This is a genomic window from Sphingobium sp. BHU LFT2 (genome assembly GCF_018604485.1).
In the GTDB taxonomy this organism is placed as follows: Bacteria; Pseudomonadota; Alphaproteobacteria; order Sphingomonadales; family Sphingomonadaceae; genus Sphingobium; species Sphingobium yanoikuyae_A.
In genome coordinates, this window is sequence record NZ_JAFCGW010000001.1 from 411,388 (window position 1) to 429,499 (window position 18,112).

Genomic DNA, 18,112 nt, shown 5'->3' on the forward strand with positions numbered 1-18,112 from the left:
AGCGATAGAAAGGAAACGGGCCCACATCATGCTGCCCACAGTTGCCATTGTCGGGCGGCCCAATGTGGGCAAGTCCACCCTTTTCAACCGCCTGGTCGGCAAGAAGCTGGCGCTGGTCGATGACCAGCCCGGCGTCACCCGCGACCGGCGCGAGGGCGAGGCTCATCTTCTGGGCCTCGACTTCACCATCATCGACACCGCCGGCTATGAGGATGAGGATCCCCACAGCCTGCCCGGCCGCATGCGCATGCAGACCCAGGCCGCGGTCGAAAATTGCGACGTCGCCCTGTTCATGGTCGATGCCCGCGCCGGCATCACCCCGCTGGACGAGGAAATCGCCCGCTGGCTGCGCGAAGGCGACGCCCCGGTTATCCTGGTCGCCAACAAGGCCGAGGGCAAGGCGACCGAAGCCGGCGTCATGGAAGCCTTCATACTGGGTCTGGGCGAACCTATCCCCTTCTCCGCCGAACATGGCCAGGGTCTGGCCGACCTGTTCCAGGCACTGCTCCCCTATCTCGAGCGCGAGGATGGCGAGGAGCATGAGAAGGAATTTTACGAGGACGAGGAGAGCGCGCCGCTCAAGCTCGCCATCGTTGGCCGCCCCAATGCCGGCAAGTCGACCCTCATCAATCGGCTGCTCGGCGAAAATCGCCTGCTGACCGGACCGGAAGCCGGCATCACCCGCGACAGCATCGCCGTCGACTGGATGTGGACCAGCTATGAGGGCGAGGAACGCCCCGTCCGCCTGATCGACACCGCCGGCATGCGCAAGCGCGCCAAGGTGCAGGACAAGCTGGAAAAGCTGGCCGTTTCCGATGGCCTGAACGCCGTGAACTTCGCCGAAGTCGTGGTGCTGCTGCTCGACGCCACCCGCGGGCTTGAAGCGCAGGATCTGCGCATCGCCGACAAGGTGCTGGAGGAAGGCCGCGCCCTCATCGTCGCCCTCAACAAATGGGATACGGTGGAACATGGCTCGGCCCTCTATCAGGGCATCAAGCAGGCGCTGTTCGACGGCCTGGCGCAGGTCCGCGGCGTGCCGATCATGACCGTGTCGGCCGCCACCGGAAAGGGGCTCGATGACCTGATCAAGGTCGCGTTCGAAACCCGCACCGCCTGGTCGCAGCGTATTTCGACCGGCGTGCTCAACCGCTGGTTCGAAGCCGCGCTGGAGGCCAACCCGCCGCCGGCACCGGGCGGCAAGCGGATCAAGCTGCGCTACATCACCCAGAACAAGACGCGCCCGCCGACGTTCGTGCTGTTCGGCACGCGGCTTGACGAACTGCCCGAAAGCTATCGCCGCTATCTGGTGAACGGGATCCGCAAGGAACTGGGCTTCGGCGCCGTGCCGGTGCGCCTGACGCTGCGCAGCGCCAAAAACCCCTATGCCAAATGAGGCGGGCGGCCCTGAGGCCGCCCCCTTTCATGTCGACGCCAGGGGCATGAAATGTCCCTGGCCCGTCCTGCGCGCCGCCCGAGCGATGCGTGACGCAGATCATGTGACGATCGATGCCGATGACGCTATCGCTCCGCGCGAGTTGGCAGCGCTGGCGCAGCAGCATGGATGGCAATTTTCCGCCCTTTCCCCGCAGCGTTTCGCACTCAGCAAGGTGCCGGCTTAACCGGCTGTTTACGCCCGCCGGCTAATCTCGCGAGCGTCAGGAAAGGAGTGCGCAGGTGCCCGAACACGCTACCGAACTGGTGGACTGGAACGATTTTGCCCGGACCCGCACGGAGCTGGGTACGGCTTTCATGCGCATTCTGGGCTATTTCCGCGAAGATGGCGAAAAGGCGATCGGCAGCATCGAGCAGGCCTTTCGCGATCGCGATGCCGTCTCCCTCGTCCGTCCGGCCCATACGCTGAAGGGCGAATCAGCCCAGTTCGGCGCCCATCGGCTCAGTGCCATGGCCGAGGAGATCGAAATGGTCGCACGCCGCTGCGTCGAATTTCGCGAGAGCCCGGACGAATTGATCGAGACCGTGGTGGCGCTGCGCCCCTGCTTTACCGAGACCATGGCCCTGCTCGATCGCGACGCCAATCCGCTGGTCGCGCGCCGTCCCACCTTCGGCCGCCGCGTCGAACCACAGGGCTTTGGTCGCGCCGGCTGATATTCGGTATTGAAATAAAACTGACCATGGCCCCATATGGCGGCCATGACCCGCTTCTCCGTCCTTGATCTCGTTCCTGTCCGCGAAGGCAGCGACGTGTCCGCCGCCCTTGCCGACGCTGCCGATCTGGCCGCCCATGTCGAAGCATTGGGCTATCACCGCCTCTGGGTGGCCGAACATCATGGCATGCCCGGCATCGCATCGGCCGCCACGGCCGTCGTGCTCGCCCATATCGGCCAGGCGACATCGTCCATCCGCATCGGCGCTGGCGGCATCATGCTGCCCAACCACGCGCCGCTGCTGATTGCCGAACAGTTCGGCACGCTCGACGCGCTGTTCCCCGGCCGCATCGACCTGGGCCTGGGCCGCGCGCCCGGTTCAGACCAGAAAGTGTCGCAAGCCATCCGCCGCAGCCTCAGCGGCGGGGCCGACCAGTTCCCTCGCGACGTGCTCGAACTCCAGGCCTATTTCGCCGGCGACGATCGGCTGGGCATTCAGGCCACGCCGGGCGAAGGCGCCAATGTGCCGCTCTGGATTCTCGGCTCCAGCCTCTACGGCGCGCAACTGGCGGCCGCGCTCGGCCTGCCCTACGCCTTTGCCTCCCATTTCGCCCCGGCCGCGCTGGACGAGGCGCTGGCCATCTATCGCCGCGACTTCCGCCCTTCGGCCCAGCTTGACCGCCCCTATGCCATGGCCGGCTATAATGTCTTCGCGGCCGACAGTGCGGCGGAGGCCGAACTGGTCGCCAGTTCGATGCAGCAGGCCTTCGTGCGGCTGCGCACCGGCCAGCCCGGCAAGCTGCAACCGCCGCTGGCAGGCTATTATGACAGCCTGCCGATGCAGGCCCGCGCCATGCTGTCCGATGTCCTGAGCGCCTCCAGCATCGGCACCCAGGCAGATGTCGAGCGCGACCTGGCCGCCTTCATCGATCGCACCGGCGTGGATGAGGTGATCATCGCCGCCCAGATCTTCGATCCGGCGGCACGCAAGCGCAGCTATGAGATCGCCATGGCAGCGGCACAGGCGATCGGCGCCCGCGAACTGGCCTGATGCCTCAGGTGGCGGCCAGCCGGCCGCCACTCATCAGCCCGGCCATGGTCGGCGACAGGCGCTGCATCAGGTTGCCGATCAGGATCACCACCGCCAGCACCAGGAAGGGCTGGGCGATCAGATAGAGCGGATAGAGCGGCGATCCGAGCGGACCGAACAATTGCCCCAGTAACGGCCCGCCCAGCCAGATCAGGATCAGATGGGCACAGAAGAGGAAGAAGGCATAGGGTTCGACCCGCATCAGCAGGCCGCGCGCCGGGCTTTCCGCCAGTGCCCAGGCCAACCGCCAGAAGCAGAGCGATGCCGCCATGCGCACCGCCATGTCGAGGCTCGCCAAGGCCAGCGGCGCCAGCCCCGCCCCGCCCTCGAGCGAGACATAGAGTTGCGCGCCCATCAGCAGGCCGAAGGGCAATGAAGCTGCCAGCATCGGCACCGCCGCGGCCCGGTCCGCCCAGCCCTCGCGCCGGGCCAATATGCCGATGGTGAAGAAGAAGAGGATCGACGGGCGCATCAACACCGGCGGCCCCAGCCCCGCAATCTGGCACGACAGCGCCGCCAGCGCGACTGCCATCAGCATCCAGTTGGGCAACCGCACCAGCAAGGGCGCGGCGACCATGCACAGGAACAGGTCGCGCAGGAACGGCATCTGGACATTGATGTCCGGATTGCGGTTGATGATGAACAATTCCTCGGCGATCCAGCCGCCCGACTGCGGCACCGGCGCCGACAGGCCCAGCAGCCAGGCCGCGCCCGACACCAGCAGGATCGCCACCGCATTCCACAACAGCATCGGCAGCAGGATCGTCCGCGCCTTGCGCCCGACATGATCGAACCAGTTCCGCGTGCGCGCCGACCCGCCGACCAGCCAGCCGGAGATCAGGCCCAGCAGCGGCACCGCGCTACGGCCGAAAATCTCCATCAGCACCCAGCGGAGCCCTTCCTGCGGGGAGCCACGCAGCAATTCCAGATCCTGGCCGTTCCGTCCGGTCCAGGCATGGACATAGACGACACCCAGAATGCAGATCACACGCGCAATCGCGATCGCGTCGGAACGGCGGGTCGCATTGGCCAAGACGATATCGGGCAAGCAAAAATCCTGATTGTGGCAGGTTTCCAATGCCCGAAACCCGCTCCTGTTCCCCCTGCTGCGCGACGGAGCGAGCCGGAAGCGGGATCATGGGACGCATCAGCGCGGATTTCCGCGCTCCACGGGCCGTTCCGCAATGGGCATTTCGGCCCGTGGGTAATCCAATATTTACCTCCCCCCGATAGCAATCTGGTCGATTGCCGGACGCGTGCCGGCTGCGGGGGACAATAGAGGCTCATGACCCAGATGCCGGGCGCACATCAATTTTCGCACGACACGGGCGCTGCAGCATCCTCTGCCGGCATGCACCAGGCGCTGGGCATGGTGTTCCAGATCGCCGGGTCGAGTTCCAAGATCCTCGTCGATCCCAACAGCCTCGCGGCGCTGGCGCATGATCCCGACACCTGCCTCGCCATGGCCGGCCAGGTCGGTAGTCAGGTGAAGATGCGGGTCGGCGATCGCTGGCTGATCGCCAATATCCGGTCGCTGATGCTCGACCGGCGCGATGGTGGCGCGATTATCGCCGATATCGATTTTCTGGGCGAAGGCGATGAGGAAAAGCTGACCGGCCGCATCTACGGCTTCCGGCGCGGCGTCACCCGCTATCCCACGCCCGGCACCGACATCTATCCCGTATCCAGCTACGACATGCAGCAGATCTATGCCGCCGACGACCGGCCGCATGTCCAGATCGGCACGGTCTATCCGACGATGGACACGCGCGCGGCGCTCTATGTCGATTCGATGCTGGGCAAGCATTTTGCGCTGCTCGGCTCCACCGGCACCGGCAAGTCGACCAGCGCGGCGCTGATCCTGCACCGCATCTGCGACCTGTCGCCCCAGGGCCATATCGTCATGATCGACCCGCATGGCGAATATGGCGCGGCCTTCCAGCAGAATGGCGCGGTGTTCGACGTGAACAACCTCGCCCTGCCCTATTGGCTGATGAATTTCGAGGAACATTGCGAGGTGTTCGTCACCTCCGAAGGCGCCGAGCGCACCCAGGATTGCGACATCCTCGCCAAATGCCTGCTCGCCGCGCGGATGAAGAACCGCCTGGCCGAAAGCATCGGCCGCCTGACCGTGGATTCGCCCGTCCCCTATCTGCTGTCCGATCTCACCGCGATCCTGCAGAACGAGATGGGCAAGCTCGACAAGGGCACCGGATCGCTTCCCTATCTGCGCCTCAAGTCCAAGGTCGACGAGATCAAGGGCGACCCGCGCTATTCCTTCATGTTCTCCGGCATGCTGGTAGCCGATTCGATGCAGGCCTTCCTCGCGAAGGTCTTCCGCCTGCCCTCGGGCGGCAAGCCGATCTCCATCATCGACGTGTCCTCCATGCCCTCCGACATCACCTCGGTGGTGGTCTCGGTGCTGTCCCGGCTGGTGTTCGACTATGCGCTATGGGCACGCGACGAACCCCAACGGCCGATCCTGCTCGTATGCGAGGAAGCCCATCGCTACATTCCCGCCAGCACCGCCGGCGGCGGGCAGGCGGTGCGCCGCATCCTGGAGCGGATCGCCAAGGAAGGCCGTAAATATGGCGTATCGCTGGGCCTCATCACCCAGCGTCCGTCCGACCTGGCCGAAGGCGTGCTGTCGCAGTGCGGCACCATCATCTCGATGCGCCTCAACAACGACCGCGACCAGGCCTTCGTGAAGGCGGCCATGCCCGAAGGCGCGCGCGGTTTCCTCGATTCGATCCCTGCCCTGCGCAACCGCGAGGCCATCATCTGCGGCGAAGGTGTCGCCGTGCCGATCCGCGTCGCGCTCGACAATCTGGAAGAAGCGCGGCGCCCGGCTTCCGGCGATCCCAGCTTCACCCAGCTCTGGCGCCAGGCCGGCGGCGAGGACGATATCCTTACCCGCACCATCACCCGCTGGCGCAACCAGGGGCGCTGATCGACGTATCGGCCTCAGCCGGTCGGCGCGATCCGACCGGCCGGCTCGGTCTCGCTATGCACCGCCTCGCGGCATTCCTCTTCATGCATCGGCACCATCAGCTTGGCCTTGCGCCAGCCGCCCTGCCAATAGACCAGAGCCGCGAGCGTCAGTGACACCGCCGACCCCACCGGGAAGCTCAGCCACAGCGCATCCGCGCCGATCCGGGGATAGGCGAGATAATAGAAGCCCAGCCGCACCGCGAAGAGAGTGAAGACCAGGATCAGCAGCGGCGCCACCACCACGCCATTGGCGCGCATCACCCCGAACAGGATCATGGTGCAGCCAAACAGCATGAAACTCCAGCTCGCCAGCAGCTGCATGTTCCAGGCTGCATCGATCACCGCCTGGTTATGGCTCAGGAAAAGCGCCAGCAGCGCTTCATGGAAGATCAGGATGACGACGACCATCGCGCCGGTGATCGCCAGCAGATAGGATATGCCATAGCCGGTGATCCGACTGATCCGGTCCCACCGACCCGCGCCGATATTCTGCGCCGCCATCGCGCTGACCGCCGCGCCCATCGCCATCGCCGGCATCTGCAGATAGGTCCAGATCTGCTGCGCCGCGCCATAGGCGGCGGTCACCAGAAACCCCTCGCGATTGACCAGGCCGATCATCACCAGGCCGGACGTCGACATGACGATCATCTGCAGGCCCATCGGCAGGCCCTTGGTCGACAGCACCCGCATCTCGTCCATCGCGGGCCTGAGATAGCCAAGCTCCGCGCCGCGAAGCCGCAACGGCAGATCCTTGGCATAGGTATAGATGACGAGCGCGATCAGGCTGACGAAACCCGCCGCCGCCGTTGCCGCCGCCGAACCGCCAATGCCCATCGCCGGGATCGGCCCCAGCCCCAGGATCAGCACCGGATTGAGCACCAGGTCGATCGCCACCGACAGGATCATGAAGATCAACGGCGTGCGCGCGTCGCCGGTGCCGCGCAACCCCATCATCATCATGACGCTCAGCAGCGAGGCCGGCATCGCGACGAAGATGACGCGCAAATAGGTCAGCGCCATGTCGAACGCCTCGGGCGGCGTCGCCAGCAGATGGAGCAGCGCCGGCCCGCCGAACCAGCCCGCCACCGCGACGCCCATGGCCAGCAGGAAGCAGAAGCCGACCGCCGAGCCGAAGGCACGCCGCGCAGCATCCATGTCGCGCGCGCCGACCGCCTGCGCGATCATCACCGTCGACGCCATGCCGAAGCCGAACACGACGGAGAACATCAGGAACATGATGATATTGGCGTTCGCCGTCGCGGCGAGCGCCTGTGGCCCCAGAAAGCGGCCGACCCAGATTGCGTTGATCGATCCGTTCAGCGACTGGAGGATATTGGACGCCAGCGTCGGGATGGCGAATGTCAGCAAGGTGGAGGCGATCGGCCCCTGTGTCAGGTCCCGCGCCCCTTGTACCCCTGCTGCCATTCGCCCTTACCCCTTATCCCCGATTGCGGCGCAGGCTAGGCGGCTCAGCCCAGCCGGTCCAGTGCCGCCTTCAGCCTTTCCGCCTCGGCGGTCTTTTCGGCATGGTCCTCGCGCGCCTTGGCCACGGCCTCGGGCTTGGCCTTCTCGACAAAGGCCGGGTTGGACAGGCGACCGCCCAGCGAATCCCGTTCCTTGGCCGCCGCTGCCAGCGCCTTTTCGAGGCGGGTCTTTTCCGCCGCGATGTCGATCACGCCTTCCAGCGGCAGGATGAAGGTCGCCTCGTCGACGACGATCTGCGCCGCGCCGCCGGCGACCTCCTCGCCAAAGGCCAGGCTCTCGATCCGGCCCAGACGCGCCAGCGCCGCGCCCTGGCGATCCAGGCGCCCCCGCGTCAACTCCGACGCGTCGCGCACGACCATGCGCAGCTTGGCGCCCGGCGGCACGTTGAGTTCGGTCCGCGCGGTGCGGATCGCGCTCACCAGACGGATCAGCCAGTCGATCTCGCCCTGTGCATCGGTGTCGACCTCATAGAGGGCGACCGGCCATTCCGCCACGATCAGTTCCTGCGCGCGCTGCCCGGTCAGCTGCCACAGCTCTTCGGTGATGAAGGGCATGAAAGGGTGCAGCATGACCAGGATCTGGTCGAACGCCCAGCCGGCAACGGCCTTCGTCTCGTCGTCCATCGAACCCTTGGTCAGTTCGATATACCAGTCGCAATACTGGTCCCAGACGAAGTGATAGATGGCGTTGGCGCCGGCGTCGAAGCGCAGTTCGGCCATGGCGGTATCGATCGCCTGCACCGTCGCCACCGTTTCGGCGATGATCCAGCGATTGACCGGCAGCGCGGCGTGCGGCGCTTCGCGGCTGGTCGAGGCGGTGACGCCATTGGCCTGCAGGAAGCGCGCCGCGTTCCACAGCTTGGTCGCGAAGTTGCGATAACCCTCGACCCGCTTCTCATCCATCTTCACGTCGCGGCCCTGGCTTTCCATCGCCGCCATGAAGAAGCGCAGCGCGTCCGCGCCGAACTTGTCGATCAGGCCCAGCGGATCGACCACATTGCCCTTGGACTTGGACATTTTCTGCCCATCGGCCGCACGCACCAGGCCATGGAGATAGAGCTTCTTCCACGGCACATCGCCCATGAACTCCATCCCCTGCATCGCCATGCGCGCATCCCAGAAGAACAGGATGTCGAAGCCGGAGATCAGCAGGTCATTGGGATAATGGCGGCTGAGCGTATCGCTCTGTTCCGGCCAGCCCAGCGTGCCGAACGGCCACAAGGCGGACGAGAACCAGGTGTCGAGCACGTCGGGATCGCGCACCAGTTTCTTGTTGCCGGCCTGCAACTGCGCCTCTTCCTCGGTCTCGGCGACATAGGCATTGCCTTCGTCATCAAACCACGCCGGAATCTGGTGCCCCCACCAGAGCTGGCGCGACACGCACCAGGGCTGGATATTCTCCATCCAGTTGAAGAAGGTCTTTTCCCAGCTCTTGGGGACGATCTCGATCCGGCCGTCGCGCACCGCCTGCATCGGCGCCACCGCCAGCTTGCCGGCGTCGACATACCATTGATCGGTCAACCAGGGTTCGATCACCACGCCCGAACGGTCGCCATAGGGGGTCTGGATCGTGCGCGGCTCGAAATCGGCGGCGATTTCCTCGCCTTCCTTGTTCTTGGTGACATGCGGCACCAGCAGGCCCAGCGCCTTCATCTCGGCGACCACCACTTCGCGGGCGCCGTCCACGCCATCCTTCTTGAAGCGGTGCAGCCCCAGGAAGCGATCGGGGATCAGGCCATCGGCGGTCTGCACGACATTGGCGTCGGCATCGAACATGTTGAGCATGTCCGCGGCCTTCATGCCCGCGCGCTTGCCGACCTCGAAATCGTTGAAGTCATGGCCCGGCGTGATCTTGACCGCCCCCGAACCCAGTTCCGGATCGGCATGTTCGTCGGCGACGATCTTGAAGCGGCGACCGGTGATCGGCTGGAGAATCTCCTTGCCGATAACCGCCTGATAGCGGGCATCGTCGGGATGCACGGCGATCGCCATGTCGGCCAGCATGGTTTCCGGGCGGGTGGTGGCGACGACGATATGGTCGCTGCCATCGGCCAGGGTCACGCCGTCCGCAAGCGGATAGCGGAAGCGCCAGAAGCCGCCCTGCGTTTCCTTGGTCTCGACCTCCAGGTCGGAAATGGCCGATCGGAAATGCGGGTCCCAGTTGACCAGACGCTTGTCGCGATAGAGCAGGCCGCGCTGGTGCAGTTCCACGAACACCTTGATGACGGCCCTGGAAAAGCCCTCGTCCATGGTGAAGCGCTCATTGGCCCAGTCCATCGAACAGCCCAGGCGGCGCAGCTGGCTGGTGATCGCGCCGCCACTTTCCGCCTTCCAGTCCCACACCTTGGCCACGAAATCGTCGCGGCTGAAATCGGTGCGCTTCTGCCCGGCCGCGTTCAGCTGCCGCTCGACCACCATCTGGGTCGCGATGCCGGCATGGTCGGTGCCGACTACCCACAAAGCATCCTTGCCGCGCAGCCGCTCATAGCGCACAACGATGTCCTGCAGCGTATTGTCGAGCGCATGGCCGACATGCAGGCTGCCGGTCACGTTCGGCGGCGGATTGACGATGGTGAAGGGTTCTGCGCCCGGACGGTCCGGACGGAACAGGCCATTGGCCTCCCAATGCTGGTACCAGCGGGTCTCGATGGCGGCGGGGTCGAATGTTTTGGGCAGTTCGGTCATGATCGCGCTTTAACGCCTGCCGCACGACACGCAAGGCATGGCGCGCGTCAGATCAGGCTAACCATGACTTCCGATGGCAGACCAGCGCGGATCGTGATGCCGCCATCCCCCTTTCGGGCGACCAGTTGCGGTTCGCTCAGGCTGTTGTCGAACACCCAGGCCCGATCCGCCTGGTCGAAGAACCAGCGCAGTTGCGCAAAGGATCTTATGCGCCGCGCCGCCACCTTGTCGGCCGGCACATCATGCCCGCCCTTCGCCACGCGATAGGCGATCCGTTCCAGTTGGCGCTCCACAGAATCCAGATAGACATAGATCAGCCGTATCTCGAAGCCGCGCGCCCGCGCCTTCTTCACCAACCGCCGATATTTGGGACTGGACAGCACGGTCTCCACGCCGATGGTCTGATGCACGTCGATCGACGTATCCAGCCAGGCCTCGATCCGCTGCACGGCCGCCAGATTGGCGGCATCCTTCACCAATCCTTCGCTTTCCCGCAACCGGGCGGTCAGCAGGTCTGGGTTGATGATCCAGACCGAACCATCAAATTCGGCCACGTCGCTGCGACCATAGGCCGAGCTTTTGCCACAGCCATTGGGGCCCGCGACTATCCACAGACGCGGCCGCGCATGGCCCTTGCCGATCAAATCTTGTCCCTGATCGCCTTATTCTCTTCCCGCGCCTTGCGAACGCTGGCGCGGAAGGATGCGAGGAATTCAGCCTCGAACTGCGGGCTATCGGCATCGACCACCCGCAACTTCACCGCCTTGCCGTCCTTGTGGACGGTCCGGTATCTGGGCTTGCCCGGCTTGCCGAGGTCGATGGGACCATCGACGATATCGACCTTCATCTTTGCCATGGGGTCAATATAGCAGGCCGGGCCAGCCCCTCAAAGGCTCATTTCCCCTTGGCCGCGCCGGTCCACTGGTCCAGCCAGCCCAGCGCCTCATCATACCATTGCAGCGAGTTCTTGGGCTTCAGCACCCAGTGATTCTCGTCCGGGAAGACGACCAGGCGCGACGGGATCTCGCGCCGCTGCAACGCAGTGAAGGCGGCCAGCCCCTGGGTATAGGGAATGCGGAAATCCTTCTCGCCGGTCACGACCAGCATCGGCGTCTTCCACTGGGCGACATGATTGACCGGGTTCCATTTCTCGAACTCCTCCGGCTTCTCATAATAGGGGCCGCCATGCTCCCATTCGTCGAACCACAGCTCCTCGGTCTCATAGGCCATGGCGCGGGCGTCGAACACGCCGTCATGCTGGACGATGCACTTGAAGCCATCGGGCCACTGCCCCTCGATCCAGTTCATCATGTAACCGCCATAGCTGGCGCCGAGCGCGCAGGCGTTCTTCGCATCGACATTGGCGTCCTTCGCCGCAGCTGCAGCGAGGCCCATCTTCAGATCCTCCAGCGGCTTGCCACCCCAATCCTGGTTGATCGCGTCGGTGAAGGCCTGGCCATAACCGGTCGAGCCATGGAAATCGACGATCACCGCAGCATAGCCATGGGCGGCAAAGGCCTTGGGATTCCAGCGATAGGACCAGCTGTCGTTGAAGCTGCCCTGCGGCCCGCCATGCACCAGGAAGGCGACCGGCAGCTTGCCCTTGGCAGCCATGGGCTTGACGATCTGTCCCCAGACCGTGTCGCCATTGGCGCCCTTGAAGCTGAAGCGCTGGACCGAGACATCATCCACCCCGGCCAGCTTCTGCGCGTTGACATTCGTCAGGCGCATTGGCTTGCCTTTCGCCGGCATCTTCCAGAAATCGGCCGGCGACTGGATGCTGTCGAGCGCATAGACGAAACCGCCATCGGGCAGCGGCACGACGCTGCCGGCATGGCCCTTTTCGGTGAGGCGCGTCACCTTGCCCGATGCGGCATCGACCCGGAACACTGGATTGTCGAGCACGTCATTGGCGGTGACCAGCAGCCCCTTGCCATTGGCTTCCCAGGCGATCGAGCCGATCGAACGATCCCAGCCCTGCGTCAGCGCGCGCGTCTCGCCGGTGGCGATGTTGCGCAGCATCAGCACCAGCCGATCAGCCTCATAACCCGGCCGCTTCATCGCCGCATAGGCCAGCCATTTGCCGTCGGGCGACACCACCGGCATCGTGTCGGTCGCATCATTGGCGTCGGTCAGGTTGACCGGCTTGGCGCTGCCATCGGCCGGCACGCTGAAGATGTCGAGGTTGGTCGACAGCGGCTCGATCCGCCCGGCCTCGCGCAGGGTGAAGAACAGCGTTTTGCCATCCGCGCTCCAGGCCAGTTCCTCTGCCCCGCCAAAGGGTTTTGACGGGCTGTCGCCGACCAGGCCGCCCATCACCGACACCGCCTTGCCGCCGGCGACAGGCATGACGAAGATCTGCGAACGCTGGCCATCGCTCCACGTGTCCCAGTGGCGCACGAACAGCTGGTCATAGACCCGGCCGCTACCCGCACTCGGCGGGGTCGGCGCCTTCACATCGTCGATCGTGCGTGCGCCGACTGGTCGGTCGGCCCAGATCGCGATCTTGTCGCCCTTCGGGCTCAGCAGGAAGCCCGAAATACCGCCGGGCGCCTTGCTGACCTGCACCGGCTGGCCGCCCGTGATCGGCGCCCGCCACAGCTGGTCGTCGCCGCTGGCGTTGGAGATATAATAAAGCGCGCTGCCGTCAGCCGAAAAGACCGGCGATGCCTCATTCTTGTCGGGCACCGACGCGATCAGCCGGGGCGCCTGCCCCGCCTTGTCGATTGCCAGCAGATAGAGGTCGGTGCGGCCGCGATTATTGGCGAGATCCGTGCTGCGCAGCTGATAGGCCATCCACTTGCCGTCCGGCGAGACGGTCGGCGACGACACCCGGTCCAGCGACACCATGTCATTGGGCGTGAAAGGACGGGCAGCCGCCGGCGCCACCAGCGCAGACGACAGCATCGGCGACAGGGCCAGTGCGCCAAGGCCGGCAAGCAGGATATGTTTCATGGAAAAATCACCCTCGGATCGAAAACACGGCGTGCCGGCGCATGCGATGCACGGCCGGGCGCGTCGATGAGATGATCCGTGGTCTAGGCCCGCCTTACGCCCCCGGCAAGAGGCCGGCGCGCGATCGCCGGCCTGTCGGCCTCAGCGGCCGGTGATGCGGGAGATTTCCTTGGCGACCATGTCCTCGACCAGCGCGGGCAGGCGCGCGTCGAGCCATTCCTTGAGCATCGGCCGCAGCATCGAGCGGACCAGAGCCTCCAGCGTATTGTCCTCGCCCTCGCGCGGGCTGACCAGCATGGTGGACAGGGCCGAGAGCGAATGACGCGCGGCCACTTCGCTTTCCACCGACAGGATCGAGTCGCCGTCCGATTCGGACGGGGCCACAGCCTTCACGGCGCGGGTCGACTTGGGCGCGGGCATCACTTCCTCCACCGGAATCTCGTCGGTCAGTTCCAGCACTTCCTCAACCTCGGCCGACATCACCGCATGGGACGCGGCGCTCAGGTCGATCGGGGTCTTCTGGCGGCGCTGCGGCGCGGCCTGAACGGCGTCCTCGCCCTCTTCGGCGATGATCCGCTTGATGGACGAGAGTATCTCTTCCATCGAGGGTTCCTTGGTCATGTCACCCATGGATAATTCCCGTCCAAATTTCATTCCGCACCTATTCCGCCAAGATTACCTGTTCAGGTTAACAAGCGGTTAAGGCTGCGCGGCATCGACTTTGGCGTTTTGAGCCGGCGTGTCAACGGTACGTGTCGAAACCGCCTGGGGCTTGCCGTCATAGTCCCAGTCGAACCACTTGCCCTCGACCCGGTCATAATTGACCATCGGGTCATAGAGGGTGCCGCTTTCCAGGCCCAGATCGTCGGCCTCGGCATGGCCCATCGCGGCCAGCAGGGTGAAGCCGGCGACATAGGCATTGCGGCGCGCGGTCACCAACTCAACCTTGGCGTTGAGCGATTCCTGCTCGGCATTGAGGATGTCGAGGATGGTGCGGCTGCCGACCGAATTTTCCGCCCGCACGCCTTCCAGCGACAGTTCGGCGGCATCGACCGCCTTCTGGCTCGACTGGATCGTGCGCAGCGACGCCTGCAACGCGGCATAGGCGGCGCGCGCCTGCGAGATCACGCCGCGCTCGACCTCGATCTGCCGCTCGATCGCCTGCGACTCGAGCGCCTGGTTCTGGCGCACCTGCGCGGCCGGGCGACCGCCCTGGTAGAAGGGAATGGTCAGGGTCGCACCAACGGCCGCCTGCTTGTTGGCCGCAATGTCCTTGTCCATATAGTCGGTATAGCTGCCCTGGCTGAACCCGCTCAGGGTCGGTAGCGTGGCACCCTTGGCCGCCTTCACGTCATAACGCGCCGCCTCACGCGACTTCTGCGCGGCGAGGATATCGGGATTGTCCGCCAGCGCGACGCGCACGGCGCTGTCGGGATCGGCCGGCAGGCCCGGCAGAGCGGGCGGCGATTCCAGATCGACCGGCGCCTCTCCGACCATCGCGATATAATTTTCGCGGCTGGTGATCAGGTTGGATTCGGCGCGCTGCAGGTCGGACCGGGCCAGTTCCAGACGCGATTCGGACTGGGCTACGTCGGTGCGGGTGACATCGCCGACCTCGAACCGGTCGTTGGTCGCCTGGAGATTGACCTCCAGCACCTTCACATTGGCCGCATTGAGCGACACCAGCGCGATATCGCGGATCACGTCCATATAGGCTGCGACCGTCTGCGAGAACACGCTCGCTTCGGTCCCGCGCAGATTCGCCTGGCCCGATTCGACGCGCGTTTCCGCCGCCTTCACGCTGTTGCGCACGGTGCCGCCGGAATAGATGGGCACATCGATGCTGCCGCTGGCGCTGGCGGACCGATGCGGCGCCAGGAAGCTGTTCGACGGGCGGATGACCAGTTCCTGGAACTGGAGCTGCGAATTGGCCGTGGGCCGCCCCGCTGCCTTCTGGATCGGGACATTCTCATCCGTCGCCCGCTGACCGGCGCGTGCGCCGGTCAGGGTCGGGTTGGTGCGATAGGCCTTGGCCAGCGCGCCCTGCAGGGTTTCGGCATGCGCCACCCCTGCCATGGAGGAGGATAGCAACAGCAAGGCTGTAGCGGCTTGGCGCCGAAGGGTCATACGCTTTGCTGTCATCTATCCTGTCTCAAAAAACGAACTGCTCCGGCGCGGCGAAACCGGGAAGCACGACCATTTCCATGTCGGTAAGGCTGGCGAGACCCAGCACGCCCGCCACCGCGCGGCCGCTGCACAGGCGAGCGACACCGCGTTCGACGACGCCCGTCACCACCCGTCCCCCATCGACTAGCTGCTGGACGAGCGCAGCAGGGACTTCCTCCACCGCGCCGTCAATGAAAAGAACATCATAGGGCGCACCGGCCGATGCGCCGGCGGCCAGCGGGCCACGCACCACGGTCACGCCGGGCACCGCGATCTCCGCGCCACCCTCGACCTCGACTGCCGTCACCTGCGCACCCAGCTCGGCGAGCAGCGCCGCGCTGTAGCCGGTCGCGGCGCCGATCAGCAGCACCTTCTCGCCGGCCTGGACATCGGCTTCCTTGAGCAGACGGCCAGTGACCAGCGGCGGGTTCAGCGCACGGTCGCCGTCCAGCGGGATCGGGCGATCGACATAGGTCATGGCCCGGCGCTCGGCGGGGACATAGTCCTCGCGCGGCACCTTCGCCATCACAGCGATCACGCGCTGATCGTCCACGGCGCTGGTGCGCAGCTGGCTCTCGACCATGGCGGTCCGCATCGAAGAAAAGTTCTGCTCGGTCACGATAGTTCCTCGCTTGGCACAACTGTATTGGCAATGCAATACACTTAGGGGATTACCGGACCTCTAAATCAGCATTTCCCCCGCGCCAAGCGGCTTTCCACGATGGAGAGCGAGATTCTTGGGATTGTTCGCCTTCCCGCGCTTGACTTTGCGATCAAAGGCGGACATTTGCCGCCTCCACCGCACGGAAGGCCCGATGGCGGAGTGGTGACGCAGAGGACTGCAAATCCTTGCACGCCGGTTCGATTCCGGCTCGGGCCTCCATTTTCCAGATAGATGCCCTGCCGACTCCAAGGCAGCAGCCCTGTTCAGGCTGCGCTGCGACGCATCGCCTGCCGCCAGCGCCAATAGCCCAGCACCGCCAGTCCGATCATCGCGGCATAGAGACCGGCCGTCAGCCACAATCCCTTGAACGCGAACATGCCGACATAGAAAATGTCGACCGCGATCCACAGCAGCCAGCTCGCCGCATGGCGCCGCGCGGTCCAATATTGGGCTACCAGGCTAAAACTGCTCAGCGCCGAATCCATCCAGGGCAGCGCCGCATCGGTATAATGATGGGTGAACCAGCCGATCGCGCCGGCACAGAGTGCGCCCAGCGCCAGCCCCTTGGCGGCCCGTATCGGCGGCAGCGGCACCACCCTTACCTCGCCCTCGTCCCGCTTGCCCCGCGCCCAGCCGATCCAGCCATAGACGATGGCGATGCCGAACAGCCCCTGCAGCACCATGTCGGCATAGAGGCGCACGTCCAGGAACAGCTTGGCATAAAGGGCGCAGGCCATCAGGTTGACCGGCCAGCACAGCAGATGCCGCCGCGCCGTCAGCCAGATGCCGAGGAAGCTGATGATGACGGCAATGATCTCCAGCATCGACATCAGGCCGCCCCCCCCTCGCGAAGTTGCGCCAGAAAGCCCTGCCCCGCCCCCGACAGGAACCAGTCGGCATGGCCGACCAGATAAGCCTGCCAGGCCAGCATCGCGTCTTCGCGATCGGCCAATATGCCGAAGAAATAGTCAATTTCGGTCAGCGCGAACTCGACATGGACCAGCGGCAGCAAGCGCAGCAGCGTATCGATCTCGGCATGTCCCAGCGGCAGGACACTGCGATAGCCCGCCAGCAAGGCCAGCGCCCCCTCGACATCCGCCGACTCGGCCAACCGACCCTGATCCAGCGTTAGCCAGGGAATCGCCGTCCGCTCGATCGCGGTGGCCAGATCATGCAGCGGGCAGCTGCGGGTCGACAGGCCGAAATCGAAGATGCTGCTGACCGCGCCTTCCGCCGACCAGAGCAGGTTGGAGGGGTGCCAGTCATTATGGGTCCAGAGCGCAGGCTGCTCTGCGAGCCGCGGCGCCAGCCCCTCCCCCAATGCCGCCAACAGCCGCGCCAGTTCCGACCGCCAGGGCATGTCCGCCAGGAAGGCCGCCACCGCCGGCCGCGCCGCGACATAGGCGTCCGCTGCGGCCAGTGGATCAACGGCAGGCAATATGGTGAAGCTCGACACCAGCGGATGCCGCCCGCGTGCCGGCGCGGCGAAACCGGCCGCTGCCCGATGCAGTTGCGCCAGCGCGACACCAGCCGCAAAGGCGTGATCGGGCGACAGGAAGGGCGTCCAGGACTGGCGATCGCGATAGAGATCGATACCCGGCGCCTGGCGATGCAGTTCGTAGCTCCATTCGCCCAGCGCCATCGCGCCGGCACCATCGGTCGCGCGCAGCACATCGGGCACCGCCAGTCCGGCACCACGCAGATGCGCCATATAGCCATGCTCCTCGGCCAGCGCCGCCGGCGTCCGCAAGCGCTGGTGATGCCGCTTCAGGAACAGCGGGCCGCGATCCGTCTCGACCAGCGCTGCCGCCGAAAAGGGGCGCGGCGAATGCCAGGCCAGCGCCGCCAGCCGGCCAGCGTCGGGAAAATGGGCCAGCACCGCCGCCGCCTCGTCCACCGTGATAGCCGGCCAGGCCGGCGCCTCCAGCGCCAGCCCCATGCCATGGACCAGATGCGGAGCGGCGGCGCTCAT

Annotated in this window: 16 protein-coding genes and 1 tRNA gene; 6 read left to right on the forward strand and 11 right to left on the reverse strand. The window is 65.4% G+C overall.

Translation table 11 applies throughout. The features are described 5' to 3' along the window. Nucleotides 1-28 precede the first annotated feature (28 nt). Genes der through JQK15_RS02070 form a run of 4 tightly spaced genes read left to right on the forward strand, consistent with a single transcriptional unit; the run spans nt 29 to nt 3,156 of the window. On the forward strand, nt 29-1,393 hold the full coding sequence (gene der, locus JQK15_RS02055) for a ribosome biogenesis GTPase Der (protein ID WP_010338561.1): 1,365 nt from the start codon (nt 29-31) through the stop codon (nt 1,391-1,393). Further along, nucleotides 1,383-1,619 carry a sulfurtransferase TusA family protein gene (locus JQK15_RS02060; protein ID WP_097382319.1) on the forward strand — a complete coding sequence of 79 codons (237 nt, stop codon included), beginning with the start codon at nt 1,383-1,385 and terminating at the stop codon, nt 1,617-1,619. The genes der and JQK15_RS02060 overlap by 11 nt, the downstream gene beginning before the upstream one ends. Before the next feature lie 55 nt (nt 1,620-1,674). Continuing rightward, nucleotides 1,675-2,106 (forward strand): Hpt domain-containing protein, encoded by a 432-nt coding sequence (locus JQK15_RS02065; RefSeq protein ID WP_010338559.1) that lies wholly within the window; start codon nt 1,675-1,677, stop codon nt 2,104-2,106. A 45-nt stretch (nt 2,107-2,151) separates the two neighbouring features. Then, a complete protein-coding gene (locus JQK15_RS02070) occupies nt 2,152-3,156 on the forward strand; it encodes an LLM class flavin-dependent oxidoreductase (protein ID WP_069336658.1) in 1,005 nt (334 codons plus the stop codon). A gap of 4 nt (nt 3,157-3,160) precedes the next feature. Here JQK15_RS02070 and JQK15_RS02075 read toward each other — a convergent pair whose 3' ends face one another. Further along, a complete protein-coding gene (locus JQK15_RS02075; RefSeq protein ID WP_214863122.1) occupies nt 3,161-4,243 on the reverse strand; it encodes an acyltransferase family protein in 1,083 nt (360 codons plus the stop codon). A gap of 237 nt (nt 4,244-4,480) precedes the next feature. Here JQK15_RS02075 and JQK15_RS02080 point away from each other — a divergent pair, with 237 nt between their 5' ends. After that, on the forward strand, nt 4,481-6,145 hold the full coding sequence (locus JQK15_RS02080; RefSeq protein ID WP_214863123.1) for an ATP-binding protein: 1,665 nt from the start codon (nt 4,481-4,483) through the stop codon (nt 6,143-6,145). 14 nt (nt 6,146-6,159) lie between these two features. On the opposite strand, the gene JQK15_RS02085 is transcribed toward JQK15_RS02080, so the two are convergent. From JQK15_RS02085 to JQK15_RS02120, 8 genes are all read right to left on the reverse strand, one after another. Beyond that, nucleotides 6,160-7,611: an MATE family efflux transporter gene (locus tag JQK15_RS02085; protein WP_214863124.1), complete on the reverse strand. Its 1,452-nt coding sequence runs from the start codon at nt 7,609-7,611 to the stop codon at nt 6,160-6,162. 44 nt (nt 7,612-7,655) lie between these two features. Beyond that, nucleotides 7,656-10,355 carry a valine--tRNA ligase gene (locus tag JQK15_RS02090; RefSeq protein WP_214863125.1) on the reverse strand — a complete coding sequence of 900 codons (2,700 nt, stop codon included), beginning with the start codon at nt 10,353-10,355 and terminating at the stop codon, nt 7,656-7,658. A gap of 47 nt (nt 10,356-10,402) precedes the next feature. After that, the gene (locus tag JQK15_RS02095) at nt 10,403-10,999 is read right to left on the reverse strand and encodes an ATPase (protein WP_214863126.1); all 597 of its coding nucleotides are present in this window, start codon (nt 10,997-10,999) and stop codon (nt 10,403-10,405) included. Then, entirely contained in the window at nt 10,996-11,211 is a 216-nt protein-coding gene (locus tag JQK15_RS02100; RefSeq protein WP_004210716.1) for a hypothetical protein, read from the reverse strand. The genes JQK15_RS02095 and JQK15_RS02100 overlap by 4 nt, the downstream gene beginning before the upstream one ends. Before the next feature lie 38 nt (nt 11,212-11,249). Further along, nucleotides 11,250-13,310 carry an alpha/beta hydrolase family protein gene (locus tag JQK15_RS02105; RefSeq protein WP_214863127.1) on the reverse strand — a complete coding sequence of 687 codons (2,061 nt, stop codon included), beginning with the start codon at nt 13,308-13,310 and terminating at the stop codon, nt 11,250-11,252. Nucleotides 13,311-13,451: 141 nt separating this feature from the next. After that, nucleotides 13,452-13,940 carry a DUF2497 domain-containing protein gene (locus JQK15_RS02110; protein ID WP_004210714.1) on the reverse strand — a complete coding sequence of 163 codons (489 nt, stop codon included), beginning with the start codon at nt 13,938-13,940 and terminating at the stop codon, nt 13,452-13,454. A 69-nt stretch (nt 13,941-14,009) separates the two neighbouring features. Next, nucleotides 14,010-15,452 (reverse strand): TolC family outer membrane protein, encoded by a 1,443-nt coding sequence (locus JQK15_RS02115; protein ID WP_063976333.1) that lies wholly within the window; start codon nt 15,450-15,452, stop codon nt 14,010-14,012. A gap of 10 nt (nt 15,453-15,462) precedes the next feature. Then, complete coding sequence (locus tag JQK15_RS02120) at nt 15,463-16,095, reverse strand: protein-L-isoaspartate O-methyltransferase family protein (protein WP_004210712.1); 633 nt, start codon at nt 16,093-16,095, stop codon at nt 15,463-15,465. Nucleotides 16,096-16,285: 190 nt separating this feature from the next. On the opposite strand from JQK15_RS02120, the gene JQK15_RS02125 reads away from it, so the two are divergent. Beyond that, nucleotides 16,286-16,359: transfer RNA gene (locus tag JQK15_RS02125), tRNA-Cys, on the forward strand. Between the two features lie 44 nt (nt 16,360-16,403). Here JQK15_RS02125 and pnuC read toward each other — a convergent pair. Continuing rightward, entirely contained in the window at nt 16,404-16,970 is a 567-nt protein-coding gene (gene pnuC, locus JQK15_RS02130; protein WP_010338517.1) for a nicotinamide riboside transporter PnuC, read from the reverse strand. Further along, nucleotides 16,970-18,112, reverse strand: a complete 1,143-nt coding sequence (locus tag JQK15_RS02135) for a phosphotransferase enzyme family protein (RefSeq protein ID WP_214863129.1) — start codon at nt 18,110-18,112, stop codon at nt 16,970-16,972. Before JQK15_RS02135 ends, pnuC begins: the two co-directional genes overlap by 1 nt.

Coding starts and splice junctions, on each gene's coding strand:
- der (WP_010338561.1), top strand. CDS start 29: ATGCTGCCCACAGTTGCCATTGTCGGGCGGCCCAATGTGGGCAAGTCC.
- JQK15_RS02060 (WP_097382319.1), top strand. CDS start 1,383: ATGCCAAATGAGGCGGGCGGCCCTGAGGCCGCCCCCTTTCATGTCGAC.
- JQK15_RS02070 (WP_069336658.1), top strand. CDS start 2,152: ATGACCCGCTTCTCCGTCCTTGATCTCGTTCCTGTCCGCGAAGGCAGC.
- JQK15_RS02080 (WP_214863123.1), top strand. CDS start 4,481: ATGACCCAGATGCCGGGCGCACATCAATTTTCGCACGACACGGGCGCT.
- JQK15_RS02085 (WP_214863124.1), bottom strand. CDS start 7,611: ATGGCAGCAGGGGTACAAGGGGCGCGGGACCTGACACAGGGGCCGATC.
- JQK15_RS02090 (WP_214863125.1), bottom strand. CDS start 10,355: ATGACCGAACTGCCCAAAACATTCGACCCCGCCGCCATCGAGACCCGC.
- JQK15_RS02100 (WP_004210716.1), bottom strand. CDS start 11,211: ATGGCAAAGATGAAGGTCGATATCGTCGATGGTCCCATCGACCTCGGC.
- JQK15_RS02105 (WP_214863127.1), bottom strand. CDS start 13,310: ATGAAACATATCCTGCTTGCCGGCCTTGGCGCACTGGCCCTGTCGCCG.
- JQK15_RS02110 (WP_004210714.1), bottom strand. CDS start 13,940: ATGGGTGACATGACCAAGGAACCCTCGATGGAAGAGATACTCTCGTCC.
- JQK15_RS02115 (WP_063976333.1), bottom strand. CDS start 15,452: ATGACAGCAAAGCGTATGACCCTTCGGCGCCAAGCCGCTACAGCCTTG.
- pnuC (WP_010338517.1), bottom strand. CDS start 16,970: ATGTCGATGCTGGAGATCATTGCCGTCATCATCAGCTTCCTCGGCATC.
- JQK15_RS02135 (WP_214863129.1), bottom strand. CDS start 18,112: ATGAGCGCCGCCGCTCCGCATCTGGTCCATGGCATGGGGCTGGCGCTG.